Here is a 16414-nt window from a genome sequence, read left to right on the forward strand (position 1 = left end):
TTCTCGGTAGGGTGAGTGTCGTGAAGAAGTCAAGCCGATGAGCGTTCGTGTTGAAGTAGACGGCCGCGTCATGTACGTGACGCTCGACCGTCCTGAGGTCCGTAACGCCTTGGACTGGGATGCCTGGGGCACGCTCAGCGAGGCCTGGCAACGGCTGGACAAGGACGACTCGCTGTGGCTGGGTGTAGTGACAGGTACCGGCGATCAATCCTTCTGTGCCGGAGCGGATCTGAAGACCTTGCCAGCGGAGATGAAGCGCCGACGGGAGGCTAACCTCCCGTCGGATCCGCCACGCGCCTTCATCGACGACTACTGCCGCAAACCCGTGCTCTGCGCGGTCAATGGACATGCACTCGGGCTAGGCCTGGAGATTGCGCTCGCGTGCGATGTGCGCATCGCTGCGGATCACGCAACGTTCGGACTGCCTGAGAGCACATTCGGAGGACTGCCCGGGGCGGGTGGCACACAGCGACTGCCCCGTGTGGTCGGGCCCGGTCGCGCCCTCGAGCTGATGCTGACCAACCGGACGCTCTCGGCCCACGAAGCTCTGCAGATCGGGCTCGTGTCCTCGGTGGTGCCCGCGGCCGACCTCACGGAGGAGATTCAGCGTTACGTGGGCCGCATGACTGCAATCGCGCCGCTGTCCGCGCAGGCGATCAAGCGCGCAGTGGCCGACGGACTGGAAGTCTCACTCGCCGAAGGAATTCGGTTGGAGAAGTCGCTGTCGGCGACATTGAAGGCAAGCGAGGACCAGGTGGCCGGACTCGCCGCTCGAAAGAACAAGCAGCCTATTGTTTGGAGGGGCCGATGAGCCAGAAATCCCTGCCTGCCAGCTTCGACTCACGCATCCTGGTCGTCCACGACCAGGAAGTGCGACTGGTGTGCTCCCGTTGCGTCGCCTGTGGTCGACGATCCTTCCCACCGAACGTCGAATGTCCATACTGCGGTGGGGATGTCGACGCGGCAGAGCTCCCCGCGGTCGGCGCGGTGTTCTCACACACGACACTGCTCGCACAGCTCACGGTGCATCCGGTTCCGACCACCATCGTTCAGGTAGAGCTGGCGGATGGTGTCCTCGCAACAGGGCCGCTCCTGGAGGGAGAGCCCGAGATCGGATCGTTCGCACGGCTTGTGCCGAACGTCATAGACCAGGCAGATGACGAACGAGGTCCGTACACGGGCTTTGCCTGGGTGAGAGAAGGTGCCACCACCAATGCGTGAAGTCTTTGTCGTCGGGGTTGGAATGACCCGAATCGGAAAATACCCGGACAAGGCGGGGTACGAGCTCGGAGCCGAGGCGCTCCGTGAGGCCATCGCCGATGCACAGATTCCGTGGCAGCGGATCCAAAACCTCGTCGTCGGCCACACCGACTCCGGCGGACACTCCGCCTTGAACCTCCTGCATGAATTCTCCTGGACCGGAATCCCGGTGCACACGGTCTCCAACCAGTCCGCGACCGGAACTCAGGCCTTTGTCAACGCCTACCAGTCGGTGGCCTCCGGCCAGGTCGATGTCGCGGCGGCGGTCGGGCTCGAGCGATCCCTTTCCGGCGGAATTGCCAAGCAGTTGATGCAGCAGGAACGCCGCAATCTCGTAGAGGCCAGCGGATATACGCCACTGACGATCTTCGGCTTGCTCAAGACTCGACGCATGCATGACTACGGTGACCCGCCGGAAGCGTTCGCCGAGGTGGTAGTCAAGAACTATGCCAACGGCTACCTCAACCCGAAGGCGCAGCGTCAGAAGCTCGTCACGGTGGACGACGTACTGAATTCGCCGATGGTTGCAGCGCCGATCCATCGACTGGAGAGCTGCCCGGTAGGCGACGGCGGCGCCGCGGTCATCGTGTGCTCGCGTGAGGCACTGGGCGAGGCGGCAAGCCGAGCGGTCCGTGTGGCCGCGAGCGTAAGCCTCTCCGACAGCTATCATCCGCGCGCCCGGTTCGGCGTCGACTACGAGAATTCGACACGGCGTGCTGCGACAGCGGCATACGAGCAGGCCGGCGTGTCGCCCGAGGACCTCGATGTCGTAGAGACCCATGATGCGTTCGCCGTCGAAGAACTCATCTATTACGAGGAATTGGGTCTGTGTCCGCGCGGCGATGCCGCCAAACTCGTTGCCGAGGGAACGACCCGGATCGGCGGAAAGGTCGCCGTGAGCCCAAGCGGTGGGCTGATCGCCCGTGGTCATCCGATGGGACCGACAGGAACGGCGCAGATCGTGGAGTTGACCCAGCAGCTGCGAGGGGAGGCCGGCGCGCGCCAGCAACCGGACGCGAAGGTCGGACTGGCACACATGCTGGGAGGCCAAGGCATGTGGTTCGTCAACATCTTTACCCGCTGATTTCACAGGAGAGCGCAAATGCACGTCGACTACTCACCCACCCATCGCGCCTGGCTTGAAGCGGTCCAGGATTGGTCCAAGAAGGTACTCGTCCCCAAGCTTGCCGAGATCGATCTCGAGTCCGTCCCCTCGCGCGAGCAGTGGGACGACTTCGAGAAAAAGTTGCTCGGTTACGGAATCGTGGACGAGTACCCGAGGACCGATGAGGGCGAGCCCGACCTCATGGCATTCGGGATCCTCACCGAAGAGCTGGCCCGGGCTCATGGATCGTTGCCCTGGTACTTCTGGCACCGGTTGCAGAACGGTTTGTTCTTCGGCGAGGGGTTCACCGAGGAACAGAAGGGCCGCTACGCTCACCTGCTCGACGGGTCAGCACACATCTGCGCCTGCGTAAGTGAACCGGGCGCGGGATCGGATCCCTCCGCCATCCGCACCACCGCGCGGCGCGTCGGGGACGGCTACGTCATCAACGGGCACAAGATTTGGACCTCGGGCGGCACACACGCCGACGTTCTTCTCGTCTTCTGCAAGGTTGTCAACAAAGACGGCACCCCCGACGGCTTCGGACTCTTCCTCGTCGAAAAGGGCCAGGGCTTCACGGCCAAAGAGATCTCGACGATGGGATTGAAAGGACATGCCCTGTGCGAGGTGCTGTTCGAGGACGTCGAGGTTGAAGAGGTGGCCCGACTCGGCGGCAGCAGTGCGCAGGGAGAGATCTACAGCAACATCGGTCGCGCGCGCATCATGACGTCTCTGGTGGCCGTGGGCATTGCCCAGTCGGCACTCGACCTGGCTGTTCCCTACACCACCGTGCGCGAACAGTTCGGCAAGCCAATCGGCGGTTTCCAGCTGGTCCAGCAGATGCTCGCAGAAATGGCCACAGGAGTGCTGGCCAGCAGGCTCATGGCATACCGCGCGCTCACAACCCTTGTGACGCGAGGAGACCGAGCTGCTCGCATGGAAGCGTCGATGGCCAAGGCGTTCTGTACCGAGACCGCCGTCAAGGTCGCCTCCCTCGGCATCCAGGTGCACGGGGGGATCGGAGTGACCACCGAGCTGGCCGCCGAGCGCATCTTCCGGGACGCACGGATGCTGACCATCCCAGACGGCACGACACAGATTCAGCAGCTCATCATCGGCCGCGAGTTGACCGGAATTTCGGCGCTGCGATGACGGAAACGGCGGAACCACGAGGAGACGACACGATGGCGACGGGTAGCAACCTGCAGACCGAGACGAACCAGGAATGGGTTGAACCCACGATCGCGCAGATCCTGGACGAACTCGACCTCCCCAATGGCCCCTCGTACCCGGAACTGCTGCGACGGCTTCGATCGTTCGATCCGGCGGGAGTCGCGGTCGAGTTCGAGGACGAGGTCATCGACCGACGTGAGCTGCTCAGCCGCGTGGCCGGGGCTGCGACCTGGCTCGAGCAGCATGGGGTGACGCGCGGCACGCACGTCGCCTACATGTTCCTGGGGCATCCGCAGGCATTGGTGACGCAACTCGCGGTACATCTGGTCGGCGCCATCCTCGTCCCGGTCTATCCCGAGTTCACCGGCTCGGTCCTGCGCGGTGTTCTGACCCGGCTGGACGTCAGCTACATCGTGGTGCACCCGGAGCGGTTGAACGCCGTGCGCGAGGCGGCGGGCGACGTGTCCGGCCTGACAATCGTCGAAGGAATCGACTCGGAGTACGACAAGGCGGCGCTGGCCGGCGCGGACATCGACCCCTTCCTTGCGCGCAACTACCCGACCGCCGACGACGACGCGTTGATCATGTCCACCTCCGGTACCACCGGCCTGCCGAAGGGCGTGCTTCTCAAACACTCCTTCGCTGCCGGCGGATACATCAATGCCCGCAAACTGCAGATCCCGCTTCCGGTCAAGGATTACCTGGCCAGCTCGTGGGGCCACGGCGGACCTCTGGTGCAGTCGTCGATGTCGTTCTGGTCCGGCGGCTCGGTGGTGATAGCCCGCAAATTCAGCGCGTCACACTTCTGGGACGACATTCGTCGATATCGCTGCACCCACTTCAACCTCTTCGGCACCATGCCCCAGATGCTGCTCGCGCAGCCACCGCGGGACAACGATCGTGAGCACCACGTCGAAGACGCGACCGTCGCCGGAATGTCGCAGGAGGTGTGGTCGGCATTCAGCGAACGGTTCGGCGTGCGTGTCTGCGTGCCCCTCAGCGCAATTGACTCCGGAGGTATGTACGTCGGCAACCCCGGCCGTTACCCGGTCGGGTCGTGTGGACGGCCCTGGGTGGACTTCGACGCGCGGCTGATCGACGACAACGGCAACGATGTGCCCGTCGGCACGCCCGGCGAGCTCCTCATGCGCCCGAAAAACGGTGCCCCAGTAGTCCGCTACTACAACGATCCCGAGTCCTCCGCGGAGAAGACTCGGGGTGGCTGGACACATTTCGGTGACGTGCTCAAGCAGGACGACGACGGCAACTTCTGGTTTGTCGACCGCAAGCGCGACGTCATCCGCCGCCGAGGGGTCAACATTGCGCCCGCAGCCATCGAGGAGGCGCTCAAGTCGATCGACGCGGTCGAGGAGGCGGCGGCCGTGGCCGTGCCCTCCGAACTGGGGGAGGACGACGTCAAAATCGTCGTCGTGCTGGCCGCCGACCATGCCGCCGAGCCCCACGACATCGTCACTGCCGGCCTGGACGTGCTGCCGCCGCACATGCGGCCACGCTACGTCGAGCTGGCGGCCTCCCTGCCGAAGACGCCGACCGCGCGGGTCAAGCGATACGAGCTGCGTACGGGGTGGCGCACCGCCGCCACCTGGGACAGCCAGACCGAGGAATTCTTGAAGGAGCAGCTATGAGTTCACAGCGCACCGCGCTTGTCACCGGAGCAGGAGCGGGGATCGGCCGTGAGATCGCGATCCGGCTGGTGCGCGATGAGCGGGTAGGCCGGGTGGTGATCAACGACCTCGACCAGTCCCGGGCCGACGTCGTCGCGGACGAGATCCGGGCGCTCGGGGCGGAGGCCATTGGCGTCGCGGCCGACATCTCCGACTGGGACTCTGTGGCCCGCATGTTCGCTTCCCTCGGCGACTGGAATGTGGACATCGTCGTCAACAACGCCGGCCTGCCACTGAGCGCCCGTCGCCGTCTCAAGTTTCACGAGACCGAACACGCCGACTGGGCCCCATGGCTGGCGATCAATGTCACCGGTGTCATGAACGTAACCCGAGCCGCGCTGGACGGAATGATCGAGCGCGAATGGGGGAGGGTCCTGGTGATCTCATCGGATGCCGGGCGCAGCGGAGAGGCCGGATCCGTTGCCTACAGCGCCAGCAAAGCAGGTGGACTCGGCTTCATGCGGGCACTCGGCAAAGAGGTCGGCAAGTTCGGCATCACCTCTAACGCGGTGTCCCTCGGGGCCATGCAGCACGGCGTCACAGCCGCGGCGGCCAAGGTCACGGAGGAGCAGATCGCCAAGATCGCCCGCGCCTACCCGATGCGGCGTCTGGGGGAGAACTCCGACGCCGCCGCCGCGGTGAGCTTCTTGGCGAGCGACGACGCGTCGTGGATCACCAGCCAGACGATCTCCGTCAACGGCGGATACCTCTCGAGCTAGGAGACGAGCCATGAACACACAGAATGGATCAACAGCAGGGGAGCACCCGGGAGACACGGTCGGCGGTCCCTTGCACGGTGTCCGTGTGGTCGACCTGACCAGTGTCATCATGGGACCGCTCGCCACCCAGGTCCTGGGTGACCTGGGCGCTGACGTGATCACGTTCGAGGCGGCGGGCGGCGAGACGAACCGCTTCATGAGCGCGGGCCCGCATCCGCAGTTGTCGGGCATCGCGCTCAACATCCTGCGGAACAAGCGGAATGTGAGCGTCAACCTGAAGGACCCCGCCGGCCGGGAGGTTCTGCTCCGGATCGCCAGTACAGCAGACGTTTTCGTGACGAACCTGCGGCCCGGCCCCCTCCAGCGGCTCGGGCTCGACTACGAGGCGCTGCGCGCCGTGCGCCCCGACATCGTCTTCTGCCGGGCCGCGGGCTACCCGTCGGACTCGCCGGAGGCGGAGGAGCCCGCCTATGACGACGTGATCCAGGCGGCCACCGGCATCGCCGACGCGGCGCGCCTCCAGACCGGAGCGCCGACGCTGGCGCCCACGATCCTTGCGGACAAGGTCTGTGGCTACGTGATGGCCTACTCGATCATCGCCGCACTCTTCGCCCGTGAACGCACCGGCCAGGGGCAGCAGATCGAGCTGCCGATGGTGGACGCGATGTCGGCATTCACCCTGGTCGAGCACGGCGCTGCCGCGATCTCCGAGACCACTCGCGGTCCGGCGGGCTACCCGCGAATCCTGACCCCCAACCGGCGCCCACAGCGCACAGCGGACGGCTGGATCCACATCCTGCCCTATTCAGAGCGCCACTACGACGACCTGTTCAACTACGGCGGGCGCAGTGAACTCGTCGGCGACCCACGTTATCGCGACGGGCGGAGCCGGATTGCCAACGCGGACTTCCTCTATGCGGAGGTCCATGCGATGGCGCCCAACCGGACGACAGCCGAGTGGCTACAACTCTGCCGTGAGCACAAGATCCCCGCGACCGAGGTGGCGACCTTGGACGACCTGGTCCAACGCCTGCCCGTCGACGAGCATCCGGTTGCCGGAAAATACCGGAGCATCCCGTCGCCAGCCCGGTTCTCCGGCACGCCGACGAGCGTGCGACGACAGGCGCCGATGATGGGCGAGCACAACACCGAGGTGCTCCGCGAGGCCGGCTACACCATCGACGAGATCGAATCCTTGGAGGCCAGCGGCACACTCCGTGGGAAGTACGGCGTCTCCGCGCAGGAGGTGGGGGCGTGACGCACAAACAGTGTGTACCGCAATACGACGCTCCCAGCCTGCTCGACGCCGACCGCTCACGCTGGTCTCAGGCTGGACCTGAAGAAGTCTCATCCGGTATCTGGCGGGTTCCCCTCCCGATGCCGAGTGACGGACTCGTGGCGGTCAACGTCTACCTCATCGACACCCCGAATGGGCTGACGATGGTCGACGGTGGCTGGGCGGTCGACGAGGCGCGGACGGCATTGGACGCCGCGCTCCACGAGTTGGACGGCTCCGTCGCAGATGTCAGCCAGATCCTGGTCACGCACGCGCACCGGGACCATTACACCGGGGCCGTCACACTGCGCCGCGACAACCAGGCTCGCGTGTACCTCGGCGAGAACGAGCGCGCCACACTTCATTGGGCGGCAAAACCCGCCTCGCGCTCCTTCGAGAACTACGTACCTCTGATGGAACAGCACGGCGCCTCGCGCCTGGCACGCGAGGTGGCCGCTATAGATGACGACGGCCGAGATTCGACGGTCTGGGAAGATCCGGACGTCTGGCTGGTCGACGAGACGACCATCGAAGTGGGCGACCGTGCCTTGACTGCCGTCCCCACGCCCGGCCACACCAGCGGGCACTTCGTATTCGTGGACGAAGCATCTGACCTACTCTTCTCCGGCGATCACGTCCTTCCGTTCATCACTCCCTCGATCGGGTTCGAGCCCGACCCACCCGTGAACCCGCTGCGGGAATACCTTGCATCGTTGAAGCTACTGAGGGAGCGCCCGGATCGGTTGCTCCTCCCCGCGCATGGACCGGTGACGGCGAGCGCGCATGCACGCATCGATGAGCTGCTCGAGCATCATGCCACCAGGTTGAACCAGACTCTCGAAGCGGCGGGGAAGCGAGGGACCCGCGCGTTCGAGATCGCGGACAAGCTGCGGTGGACCCGACACGAGAAGCACCTCGATCAGCTCGACACCTTCAGCCAGATGCTCGCGGTCGCGGAGACGGTCGCCCACCTAAACCTGCTCGTCGAGCAAGGAGATGCGACCTGCCACTCGGCGAACGGGGGGGCGCAGCTGACCTACGCCGCTCGATAACCGAGCAGCGTGGCCAACGAAGTCCCGGCAAAGGAAGCAACAAATCCAACGAGTTGGACTATGGCTGGTCGTTTTCGACTACAAGCGGGGCTGTACGACAACTCGGAGGTAGCTCACCTCTCTCGAGGCGAACGTCGCGGGCAGCGGCTTTCTCCGCGGCGAAGTCTCTAACGATCAACCCAAAGCGCCGTCGCTGATCGCGCGGTGCGGTAGGAGCAGGCACATGCGCACACGTATCACGGAGCTTTTCGGTATCGACCATCCCGTTGTACAAGGAGGGATGCAGTGGGTCGGTCGAGCCCCCCTCGTCGCGGCGGTCGCGAATGCAGGCGGATTGGGATTCATCACAGCGCTGACACAGCCGACCCCTGAGGACCTACGGGCGGAGATCCGACGGTGCCGGCAGATGACGGACAAGCCGTTCGGCGTCAATCTGACTATTCTGCCGACCATTGAGCCGCCGCCCTATGCCGAGTACCGGCAGGTCATCATTGACGAGGATGTCCCGTTCGTCGAAACGGCTGGTGCGAACCCGGTGGAACACCTCGAGCATTTCCACGCACACGGCATCAAGGTGATCCACAAATGCACCAGCGTCCGGCATGGCCTCAAGGCGCAGGAGCTGGGTGTCGACGCGCTGAGCATCGACGGCTTCGAATGTGCCGGCCACCCGGGTGAAGACGACATCCCGGGTCTCGTTCTCCTCCCCGCAGCGGCAGACGCTATCGATATTCCGTTTCTTGCCTCCGGCGGATTCGCTGACGCTCGCGGTCTCGTTGCTGCGCTGGCACTCGGAGCGGAGGGCATCAACATGGGCACGAGGTTCATGTGCACCGTGGAGTCTGAGATTCATCAGAACGTCAAGGAGCGGATCGTCGCGGCGGGGGAGAGGGACACGCAGCTGATCTTCCGTCAGCTCCGCAACACGGCGAGAGTTGCGGACAACGCGGTGTCGCGACAGGTCGTGTCGCAGCTTTCCCAAGGCGCCGCTTTCGCCGATATCAAGGACCTTGTGTCCGGAGCGCGCGGTGTCAAGGTCTACGAGACCGGCGACCTCGACTACGGCATTTGGTCGGTTGGCATGGTGCAGGGCCTCATTCGCGATATCCCGACCTGTGAAGCGTTGATTGCGCGGATCGTGCGCGAGGCCGAAGAGATCGTTACCAGTCGACTTGTGGGGTCCTTCGACTCTCGAATCCCGTCGGCGGTCGGCGAGCACTGACCCTCATGCCCGGCGCGGGAGTGGCGTCGACGCATCCGACGGACCGTTCCACCATCCGAAGTTGGTCGTCGTGCGCTCCAATTGTATTGGAACTAATCGAGAACGCGGGAACAAATGTCCGACCAGGATTACCGCGTAATCGTGCGGTGATGTCCCCTCGGATCGTCGTGAGCGCGTGGATCCGAGGGTTGGCCTCCGTCGCTCGAATAGCTCTTTCCAGATCGAGCGCCGGCAGAGCGGGCTATGGCAGTTCCTTGTTCCCCAACGTGACTCCGCCGAATACCGCATCGGAAGTGCCCAATCCGAGATTTCTGGTGTCCGTGAGGTGGCTGGGACAGCCCGTGAATCTGGTGTGTGAGAATCCCGCATCGTTCAAATTGCTGGAGGGAGCGCCCGGATCGGTTGCTCCCTTCAGCGCACGGACGGTGACGTCGAGTTCGCAAGCACGATGACGTGCTCGCCCATGATGCCATCCTGTTGCACCCGTCTGTCGGGCGATCGGCCGAGAGACTCGTGAGCTTTCAGTCAGAGGCTCGGGGACGCGGAAGGGTTGCCCACCTGGACTTGCCCGTCGAGGAAGCAGGCGCTTAGGCGCTCGACGCGGGGACGGACCTGATGTTTACCCGCTCGGAGCTGAGCGCGAATACCTACTCCGAGGCCAACCAGTCACAAATCCAAAAATCAATAGTTGTGTTCTAGATAGTTTATCTCTAGAGTCTGTCGTGTCATACATCACACCTTGCAGTAAGGAACACAGGATGGCCACGGCAGTTTCCACAACGCGAGAAACGCCACGACGCGGCGTCGCCTTGCGAAGCAGTACCCGCGCGCAGTTGCCCGGCGTGGCCCTCACGGTCGTGGTGCTGGCTCTCGTTCTCGCGCCATTGCTTCCGCTCGAGTATCAGGCTCTCGGCAATGGAGCCGCGGGCCTACGCGAACTCATGGTCTACGACCGATCCGCCGAAATATTCATGCACACCGCGATTTTGGGTATCGGATCAGTCGCAACCGCGCTGCTGTGCGGCACCGTGTTGGCGTTGTGTGTCCACTCGATGTCTCCGCGCTGGGCCCGGATAGCGTCTATCGCGCCCATGCTGCCGATGCTGATTCCCGGCGTCGCCCACGTCGTCGGATTCATATTCTTGTTCTCGCCCGAGAACGGCTACGTCAACCGGTTGCTACGCGAAACCCCTCTCTTCGACCAGCTGCAATCCGGACCGATCAACGTGTACACCGGTCTGTGGATTGTGGTCTACACCGGACTCCACCTCACCTCGTTCGTGTTCCTCTTTGTGCTGACCGGCCTTCGAGACATGGGCAGCGACTACGCGTTGGCTTCCCGTGTGAATGGCGCCGGTCCGATCAGGACCCTGCTGAGAGTGACTCTGCCGCAGTTGAAGCCAACCTTCTTGTATGCCGGCGCAGTCGTGCTCCTCTTGGCGCTAGGCCAGTTCACCGGGCCACTCATGCTCGGCCGCCGCGAGGGCTGGGACGTGATGACCACCGACATATATGCCCTCGTCAACGAGCCGCCGGTCAACTTCCCCCTAGGCGCCGCATTCGGACTGCCTCTGCTGGTTCTCGCGGTCGTACTCGTCTGGGGTCAGCGACGTGTGCTCAACAACAAGCACAAATTCGTCGGGCGCGGAAACTCAAGCCTTCTGGCGCCACAACGAAGCATGTCAGCGAACCTGGCAGCGGGTTCTGTCGTCGCGGTCTTCACGATCATCTCAGCCGTCCTGCCTCTCCTCGCTCTTATACATGTGGGGATGTCGAAGTACTGGACCGGTGAGTTGTCGTTCGACGGACTCAGCACCGCAAACTTCACCACCGTGCTGCAGGACCCGAATGTTGAACAGGCCATTTGGACAAGCCTGACGATTTCGATCGCGGCGGTGGTCATCGTGACGGTGATCGGAATGCTAGTCGCCTATACGCTATCCAACCGCGACGCGGTCCACCCATGGATCGCGGCAATCCTCGATCTCGCGTCGAGCCTGCCGCTGAGCGTCCCAGCAGCTCTGTTCGGGTTCGGCTTCCTTTTCGCCTACGCCAAGATTCCCGGACTCTACGGATCCCCGCTCGGGCTGGTAGCGGCATACGTAACCATCATGATCCCCTTCGCCCTGCGGTACCAACTCGCCAGCCTGGTCGCATGCGGAAACGAATCCATCGAGGCATCCAGAGCAAACGGTGGAGGCGTGATACGGACCTTCGCTCAAGTAATTCTGCCGCTCACTCGACGGGGAATCGTTGCGGGAGTCGCGATCGTGTTCGTTCTACTGATCCACGAGTTCGGCGCCTCCCTCATGCTGCGAGCACCGGGAACCACGGTGATGTCGGTCGCCCTGTTCGACTACTTCACGGGCGGACTCTATCCCGCCGTCGCGGTCATGGGCCTGGTGATGACTGCGATCACGGCCATCGGGGTGATCGTGGCCCTCGCATTCGGCGGCAGCAAGGCAATCAAGTGACCACAGCACTACAGCCACGAAAGATAGGCATTCCGATGAGCGCATCCGCGGCCCGGCCGCAGGTCTCGATCAAGAACGTGACGAAAACTTTCAAACGACGGCGTCGCGAAACAGTGCATGCCTTGCGCGAGGTCAACCTCGACGTCGAACAAGGTGAGCTGCTGGTACTGCTCGGGCCTAGCGGCTGCGGCAAGACCACCCTCTTGCGCACCATAGTCGGCCTCGAGCAACCCACGACGGGGCAGATCACCCTAACCGGTGAGGTGGTTAGCAACGCCGCGGAGAGAATCTTCGTACAACCAAACCGCCGCGACGTCGGCATGGTGTTCCAGAACTACGCGCTATGGCCGCACATGACGGTGCGTAACAACGTCGCCTACCCGTTACGCGCCCGCAGACGCTCCGCTGAGATCGCATCGGGCCGCGTCGAAGATGTGCTCGAAATCGTCCAGTGCGGACACCTCGCCGACCGGTATCCGCCGGAACTGAGTGGCGGCCAGCAGCAGCGTGTCTCACTGGCGCGAGCCATGGCCGCCAAGCCCGCGCTGATGCTGCTGGACGAGCCGCTGAGCAACCTCGACGCCCTGCTACGCGTCGATCTTCGGGCGCAACTCAGGCTGATGCACCGCGAGATCGGCTTCACCGGAATCTACGTCACCCACGACCAGGAGGAGGCGCTGACACTTGGCAGCCGGATCGCCGTCATGGAAGCCGGCCGAATCAGCCAACTCGGTACGCCACAAGAGATCTACGACTATCCGGCCAACGAATACGTTGCCCAATTCCTCGGTGTCCGTAACAGACTCGAGATCGAGGTCGATCGCGAAGGTCACGTCGTCCTCGACGGTGCAGTGCTGCACGGCTTCAGCGCTAAGGGCGCCGCAGGACAGTATGCCTTGCGGGCCCGCCCCAATGGTCTGCGGATTCGACGCCCTTCGGCCGAGAATCCGGCAGACGGGCTCGCCTGGGTCGCCGGCGCAAAGGTAGTCGAGGTACTCCCTGGTGGAGACACTCTCGAGTACATGATCCAACTCGCTAGCACGGTCATCTACGTACAGATGCCGAGAGACGTCCGCCCCCTGTCTCCCGGCGAACACGTGGACCTCGGGATTGATCCCCGATCGGCGGTACTTTACGACCAGGCCGGGCTCCGAGTGCCGCGCTGAGGGAATCGAAAGTCCGCAGCTCAGCAACATTCGACTCCAATAAAGTTGTATTACCAACTTTATTAAACGCGACTATGCAATACCAGACCAACTAGCGCTTGCCCGGACAAGCTCAGGCACGCAAGCAGATAGGAGACATCATGTCGAGCTCGAGGAAGAGAGTCGGAAGGGGGGTGCTCGCCATTGTCCTGACCGCCGTCGGATTGGCGGCCTGCGGTGGCAACCCAGGAACCGGCACCGGCACCGGCCCGGTCACCGGTAGCTGGGATCAGGTTGTCGACGCTGCCAACCAAGAGGGCTCTGTCAACATCTATCACGTGGCTGCTCCTCAACAGATGGAGGCCGTGATCAAGGAGTTCAACAAGGAGTACCCCAACATCAGGGTCGTCCAGACGCGTGGTGGGGCAGAGCTGTACGCCAGGATGGAGTCCGAGATCAAGGGTGGCCTCAACGGAGGTGATGTGTTCATACGGCCCGAGTCCCAATGGTTCGAGACGTACGCAGACAAATGGGCAACCATCGATGGACCTAACACCACGAAGGTGACGGGCGACCTTCCTCCGATCGACAACAAGGCCTTCGCCGCGACGGTCGCGCCCCAGGGTTCAATCGTATGGAATACAAACACCTTTCCCAAAGGCTTCACCACCTGGACCGATATCCCGAAGGCCGCGAAATCCGGCGAATACGGAATCCGCGACACGGGCAAGATGACCGTGTCCACGGCTGGTTACTACGCTTTTCTCAAGGACAAATTCGGCGAGGGACTTCTGAAGGACCTCGGAGATCTGGAGCCGAAGTTCTATCCCTCGTCCATCCCGACGGTCCAGGCCATCGCATCCGGCGAGATCGGAGTCGCCGACGGATTGTCTCCATCCCAGGCAGACGAGCTGATTGCACAGGGCGCCCCGATCAAGTACGTGAGCCCCCCCGGTGGCTACGCCTCAGCGTTCTACGCCTCAGCAGTCAAGAATTCGCAGCGCGTCAACGCCGCCCGGGTATTCATGGACTTTCTCATGTCGCCGACCGGGCAGATCGCCATGAACGGACACGGTCTGGCGGGGAGCGCCTTGGGGGCACAGATCGGTGGAGGTGTACTGGACCTCACCGGCTACACCATGTTCGATTCGTCACGATTCCCGCCCGACGTAGTTGCCGAGTGGGACGCGACATTCTCGAAGTATTTCCGCCGATGAAGAACTCGACGGAGCGACGCCAACCCTGAGAACACGCATGGGTGCGAACGGATGGCGGTCCCATCGTGTCCGCGGGTGAGAATTGCATGAAATGGCTCCGAGCCGGAGTCGGATCTACGAGCAACCATTAGCTCATCGGGCTCGGCGCAACATACCTGATCGACCGGCCGCCGGAGCCGATCTCGCGAGACGCTCCGGTCGATCGGGTGTTATCCATTACACGCCGTTCAACGCCCTGTTCTCCAGAGCGGGCAGGCATGCCCGCCGGTCCAATACCCAAGAAGAGCAAAAAGCGGTGGCGACACACACAATGTCAAGAATAAAGCAGCGCAGATTGTTCACGATATGCAGCGGCAACCGATGACCGAAGGGTGGAGACCGCTGGAAATGTATGTACCTGCCCAACTATCCCGCAGCTCCACCGACGCGTACATCCGCGAGGCCGTCGCGCTCCGGGCCAATGACGCGGGCGACTTCGTAGGGGAGGTGCAGATAGTTAAGGTCAAGTGGCACTCCGAACGCTGGAACCACGTATCTGTGGCGTACCTGCCGGGACCTCCGGGAGCGCCGGTCGCAACGGCTGGAATCTGACCCGGATCGGAACCGGAGGCAGACTCTTCGTCACGAGCTCAACTGTGAACTGTGAGCGTGAGACAACGGGCCGGTGTGGCCGAACGAATCTTGATCGGTGGAGCGCGGTATGGCAGTCGATAGTTCAAGCTCGAGCTTCCCGGGCGATCAGGCCACGAGCGTGTTCAATGCCGGAAGCAATCACTGCTCGAGCGAATGCCATCGGAGTGTTTCGGGGACCACGTCCTGCTCGCCACGGTCACCGCCGACGCGATCAAGTTCGCGATCGACTACTCCGACCGTCGACGTCCAAGGCAGACCGAGGATTCGACTGGAGGGACCTGTCCGACATGGACCAACGAAGAGCCACTATAACGCAGAGCACTCTGCGACCCCGAGGCTGGTGAAGTAGCGAGGCCCGCCAGCGCGCAGTGCACTTCCCTCAATGTTCGCATCAAACCGTGCCGAATCAGACACCTACCGAACCGTGACAATCGCCCCGTGAGATGCGCGGGCAATTGCAGGGCTTCATCAACAAGGAGTCTGAAACGACTTATCGGAACACCCTGAGCCAGTTCCGAGATCTCGATCCGCGGTCACGTAGATGCTCTCGCCAAGCCATACTCCTGTTCTACACTTCCAGAAACGAGTCAGTCCCAACATGACAATTCGCAAACCCGCCGTCACCGCTATTCTTGCGATCGCGGCACTTAGCGTCACTGCGAACACTGCCCAAGCCACACCCATGGCAATCGATGCTCCCGCGAGCATCCAAACTGTCCAGCAAGGGGTGGGCTGGACCGTCAACCGCGACGGAAACCGCGTTATCGTCCAGACCGCCTCCGGAAGATTGGCCGCCGAAGGCAACCACCTCGTCGTCCGCAACAACCAAGGAGACATACTCGAAACCGTACCGCTGGCACTCGCCGTCGACGGCACGGCCCACCCCGTCTCAGCGCAGGTCTCCGGCAACACCGCGGTCCTGACCACAAACACCGATCCTGCCGCCGCGACACCGGTGCCCAACTACCGTGGCCTCCACGACGTCGACCTTCCCGCCGCAGTCGGCGCCGTGCAACCACCCATCATGTTGACCTCCGCGATCGGGGGCTTCCTCGGTGCCGCAGCAGGTCTCGTCGGTGGCTGCGTGCTCGGAGCCATCGCCGGTGGTATCGTCTCCGCACCGGCAGCCATGCTCTTCGGAGCAGGCCCGATCGCCGGGTGCATCGGCGGCGCGCTCCTCCTCGGCGCGGGCACCGGGCTGGCCGGCACCGCAATCGGAGGACTTGGATCCGCTCTGGCGAATGCGCCGCAGTTCATGCAGCTGCTGAACGCGCCGCCGGCGCCCAAGAAGTAGCACATCACCGACCCCAGAAGTCAATGGCCCGTCGCCAGAAAGGCACGGGCCATTGGCATGTCGTCATTCGGCTTGACGGACAACCGCCATTTCAGACGGATGACTGCTATGTCGGCTAATCGGCGGCGACGTACGATCCCAGAGGTGCTCATCAAGGAG

General features: G+C 63.2%; 13 protein-coding genes. All 13 read left to right on the forward strand.

What is annotated here, in order from left to right; genetic code table 11:
- Positions 1-37 precede the first annotated feature (37 nt).
- The 13 genes from ACLIVD_RS42270 to ACLIVD_RS42330 all read left to right on the forward strand — a co-directional run bounded on the left by ACLIVD_RS42270 (position 38) and on the right by ACLIVD_RS42330 (position 16255).
- Positions 38-811 carry an enoyl-CoA hydratase/isomerase family protein gene (locus tag ACLIVD_RS42270; RefSeq protein WP_491933730.1) on the forward strand — a complete coding sequence of 258 codons (774 nt, stop codon included), beginning with the start codon at positions 38-40 and terminating at the stop codon, positions 809-811.
- Positions 808-1221 (forward strand): Zn-ribbon domain-containing OB-fold protein, encoded by a 414-nt coding sequence (locus ACLIVD_RS42275; RefSeq protein ID WP_491933731.1) that lies wholly within the window; start codon positions 808-810, stop codon positions 1219-1221. Before ACLIVD_RS42270 ends, ACLIVD_RS42275 begins: the two co-directional genes overlap by 4 nt.
- Positions 1214-2344, forward strand: a complete 1131-nt coding sequence (locus ACLIVD_RS42280) for a thiolase family protein (protein ID WP_491933732.1) — start codon at positions 1214-1216, stop codon at positions 2342-2344. Before ACLIVD_RS42275 ends, ACLIVD_RS42280 begins: the two co-directional genes overlap by 8 nt.
- Positions 2345-2362: 18 nt before the next feature.
- Positions 2363-3517, forward strand: coding sequence for an acyl-CoA dehydrogenase family protein (locus ACLIVD_RS42285; RefSeq protein WP_491933733.1), 1155 nt, complete (start codon positions 2363-2365; stop codon positions 3515-3517).
- Positions 3518-3549: 32 nt separating this feature from the next.
- On the forward strand, positions 3550-5184 hold the full coding sequence (locus ACLIVD_RS42290; RefSeq protein WP_491933734.1) for an AMP-binding protein: 1635 nt from the start codon (positions 3550-3552) through the stop codon (positions 5182-5184).
- On the forward strand, positions 5181-5942 hold the full coding sequence (locus ACLIVD_RS42295; protein ID WP_491933735.1) for an SDR family NAD(P)-dependent oxidoreductase: 762 nt from the start codon (positions 5181-5183) through the stop codon (positions 5940-5942). The genes ACLIVD_RS42290 and ACLIVD_RS42295 overlap by 4 nt, the downstream gene beginning before the upstream one ends.
- A 10-nt stretch (positions 5943-5952) precedes the next feature.
- A complete protein-coding gene (locus ACLIVD_RS42300) occupies positions 5953-7200 on the forward strand; it encodes a CaiB/BaiF CoA transferase family protein (protein WP_491933737.1) in 1248 nt (415 codons plus the stop codon).
- Complete coding sequence (locus tag ACLIVD_RS42305) at positions 7197-8270, forward strand: MBL fold metallo-hydrolase (protein ID WP_491933738.1); 1074 nt, start codon at positions 7197-7199, stop codon at positions 8268-8270. Before ACLIVD_RS42300 ends, ACLIVD_RS42305 begins: the two co-directional genes overlap by 4 nt.
- A gap of 223 nt (positions 8271-8493) precedes the next feature.
- Positions 8494-9492, forward strand: a complete 999-nt coding sequence (locus tag ACLIVD_RS42310) for an NAD(P)H-dependent flavin oxidoreductase (RefSeq protein ID WP_491933739.1) — start codon at positions 8494-8496, stop codon at positions 9490-9492.
- Positions 9493-10250: 758 nt separating this feature from the next.
- Complete coding sequence (locus ACLIVD_RS42315; RefSeq protein WP_491933740.1) at positions 10251-11966, forward strand: ABC transporter permease; 1716 nt, start codon at positions 10251-10253, stop codon at positions 11964-11966.
- Between the two features lie 35 nt (positions 11967-12001).
- A complete protein-coding gene (locus ACLIVD_RS42320; protein WP_491933741.1) occupies positions 12002-13132 on the forward strand; it encodes an ABC transporter ATP-binding protein in 1131 nt (376 codons plus the stop codon).
- Positions 13133-13305: 173 nt separating this feature from the next.
- Positions 13306-14328 carry an ABC transporter substrate-binding protein gene (locus ACLIVD_RS42325; protein WP_491933742.1) on the forward strand — a complete coding sequence of 341 codons (1023 nt, stop codon included), beginning with the start codon at positions 13306-13308 and terminating at the stop codon, positions 14326-14328.
- A 1231-nt stretch (positions 14329-15559) separates the two neighbouring features.
- Positions 15560-16255, forward strand: coding sequence for a DUF8020 domain-containing protein (locus ACLIVD_RS42330; protein WP_491933743.1), 696 nt, complete (start codon positions 15560-15562; stop codon positions 16253-16255).
- Positions 16256-16414 lie beyond the last annotated feature (159 nt).

The organism is Rhodococcus sp. G6(2025) (assembly GCF_058628105.1).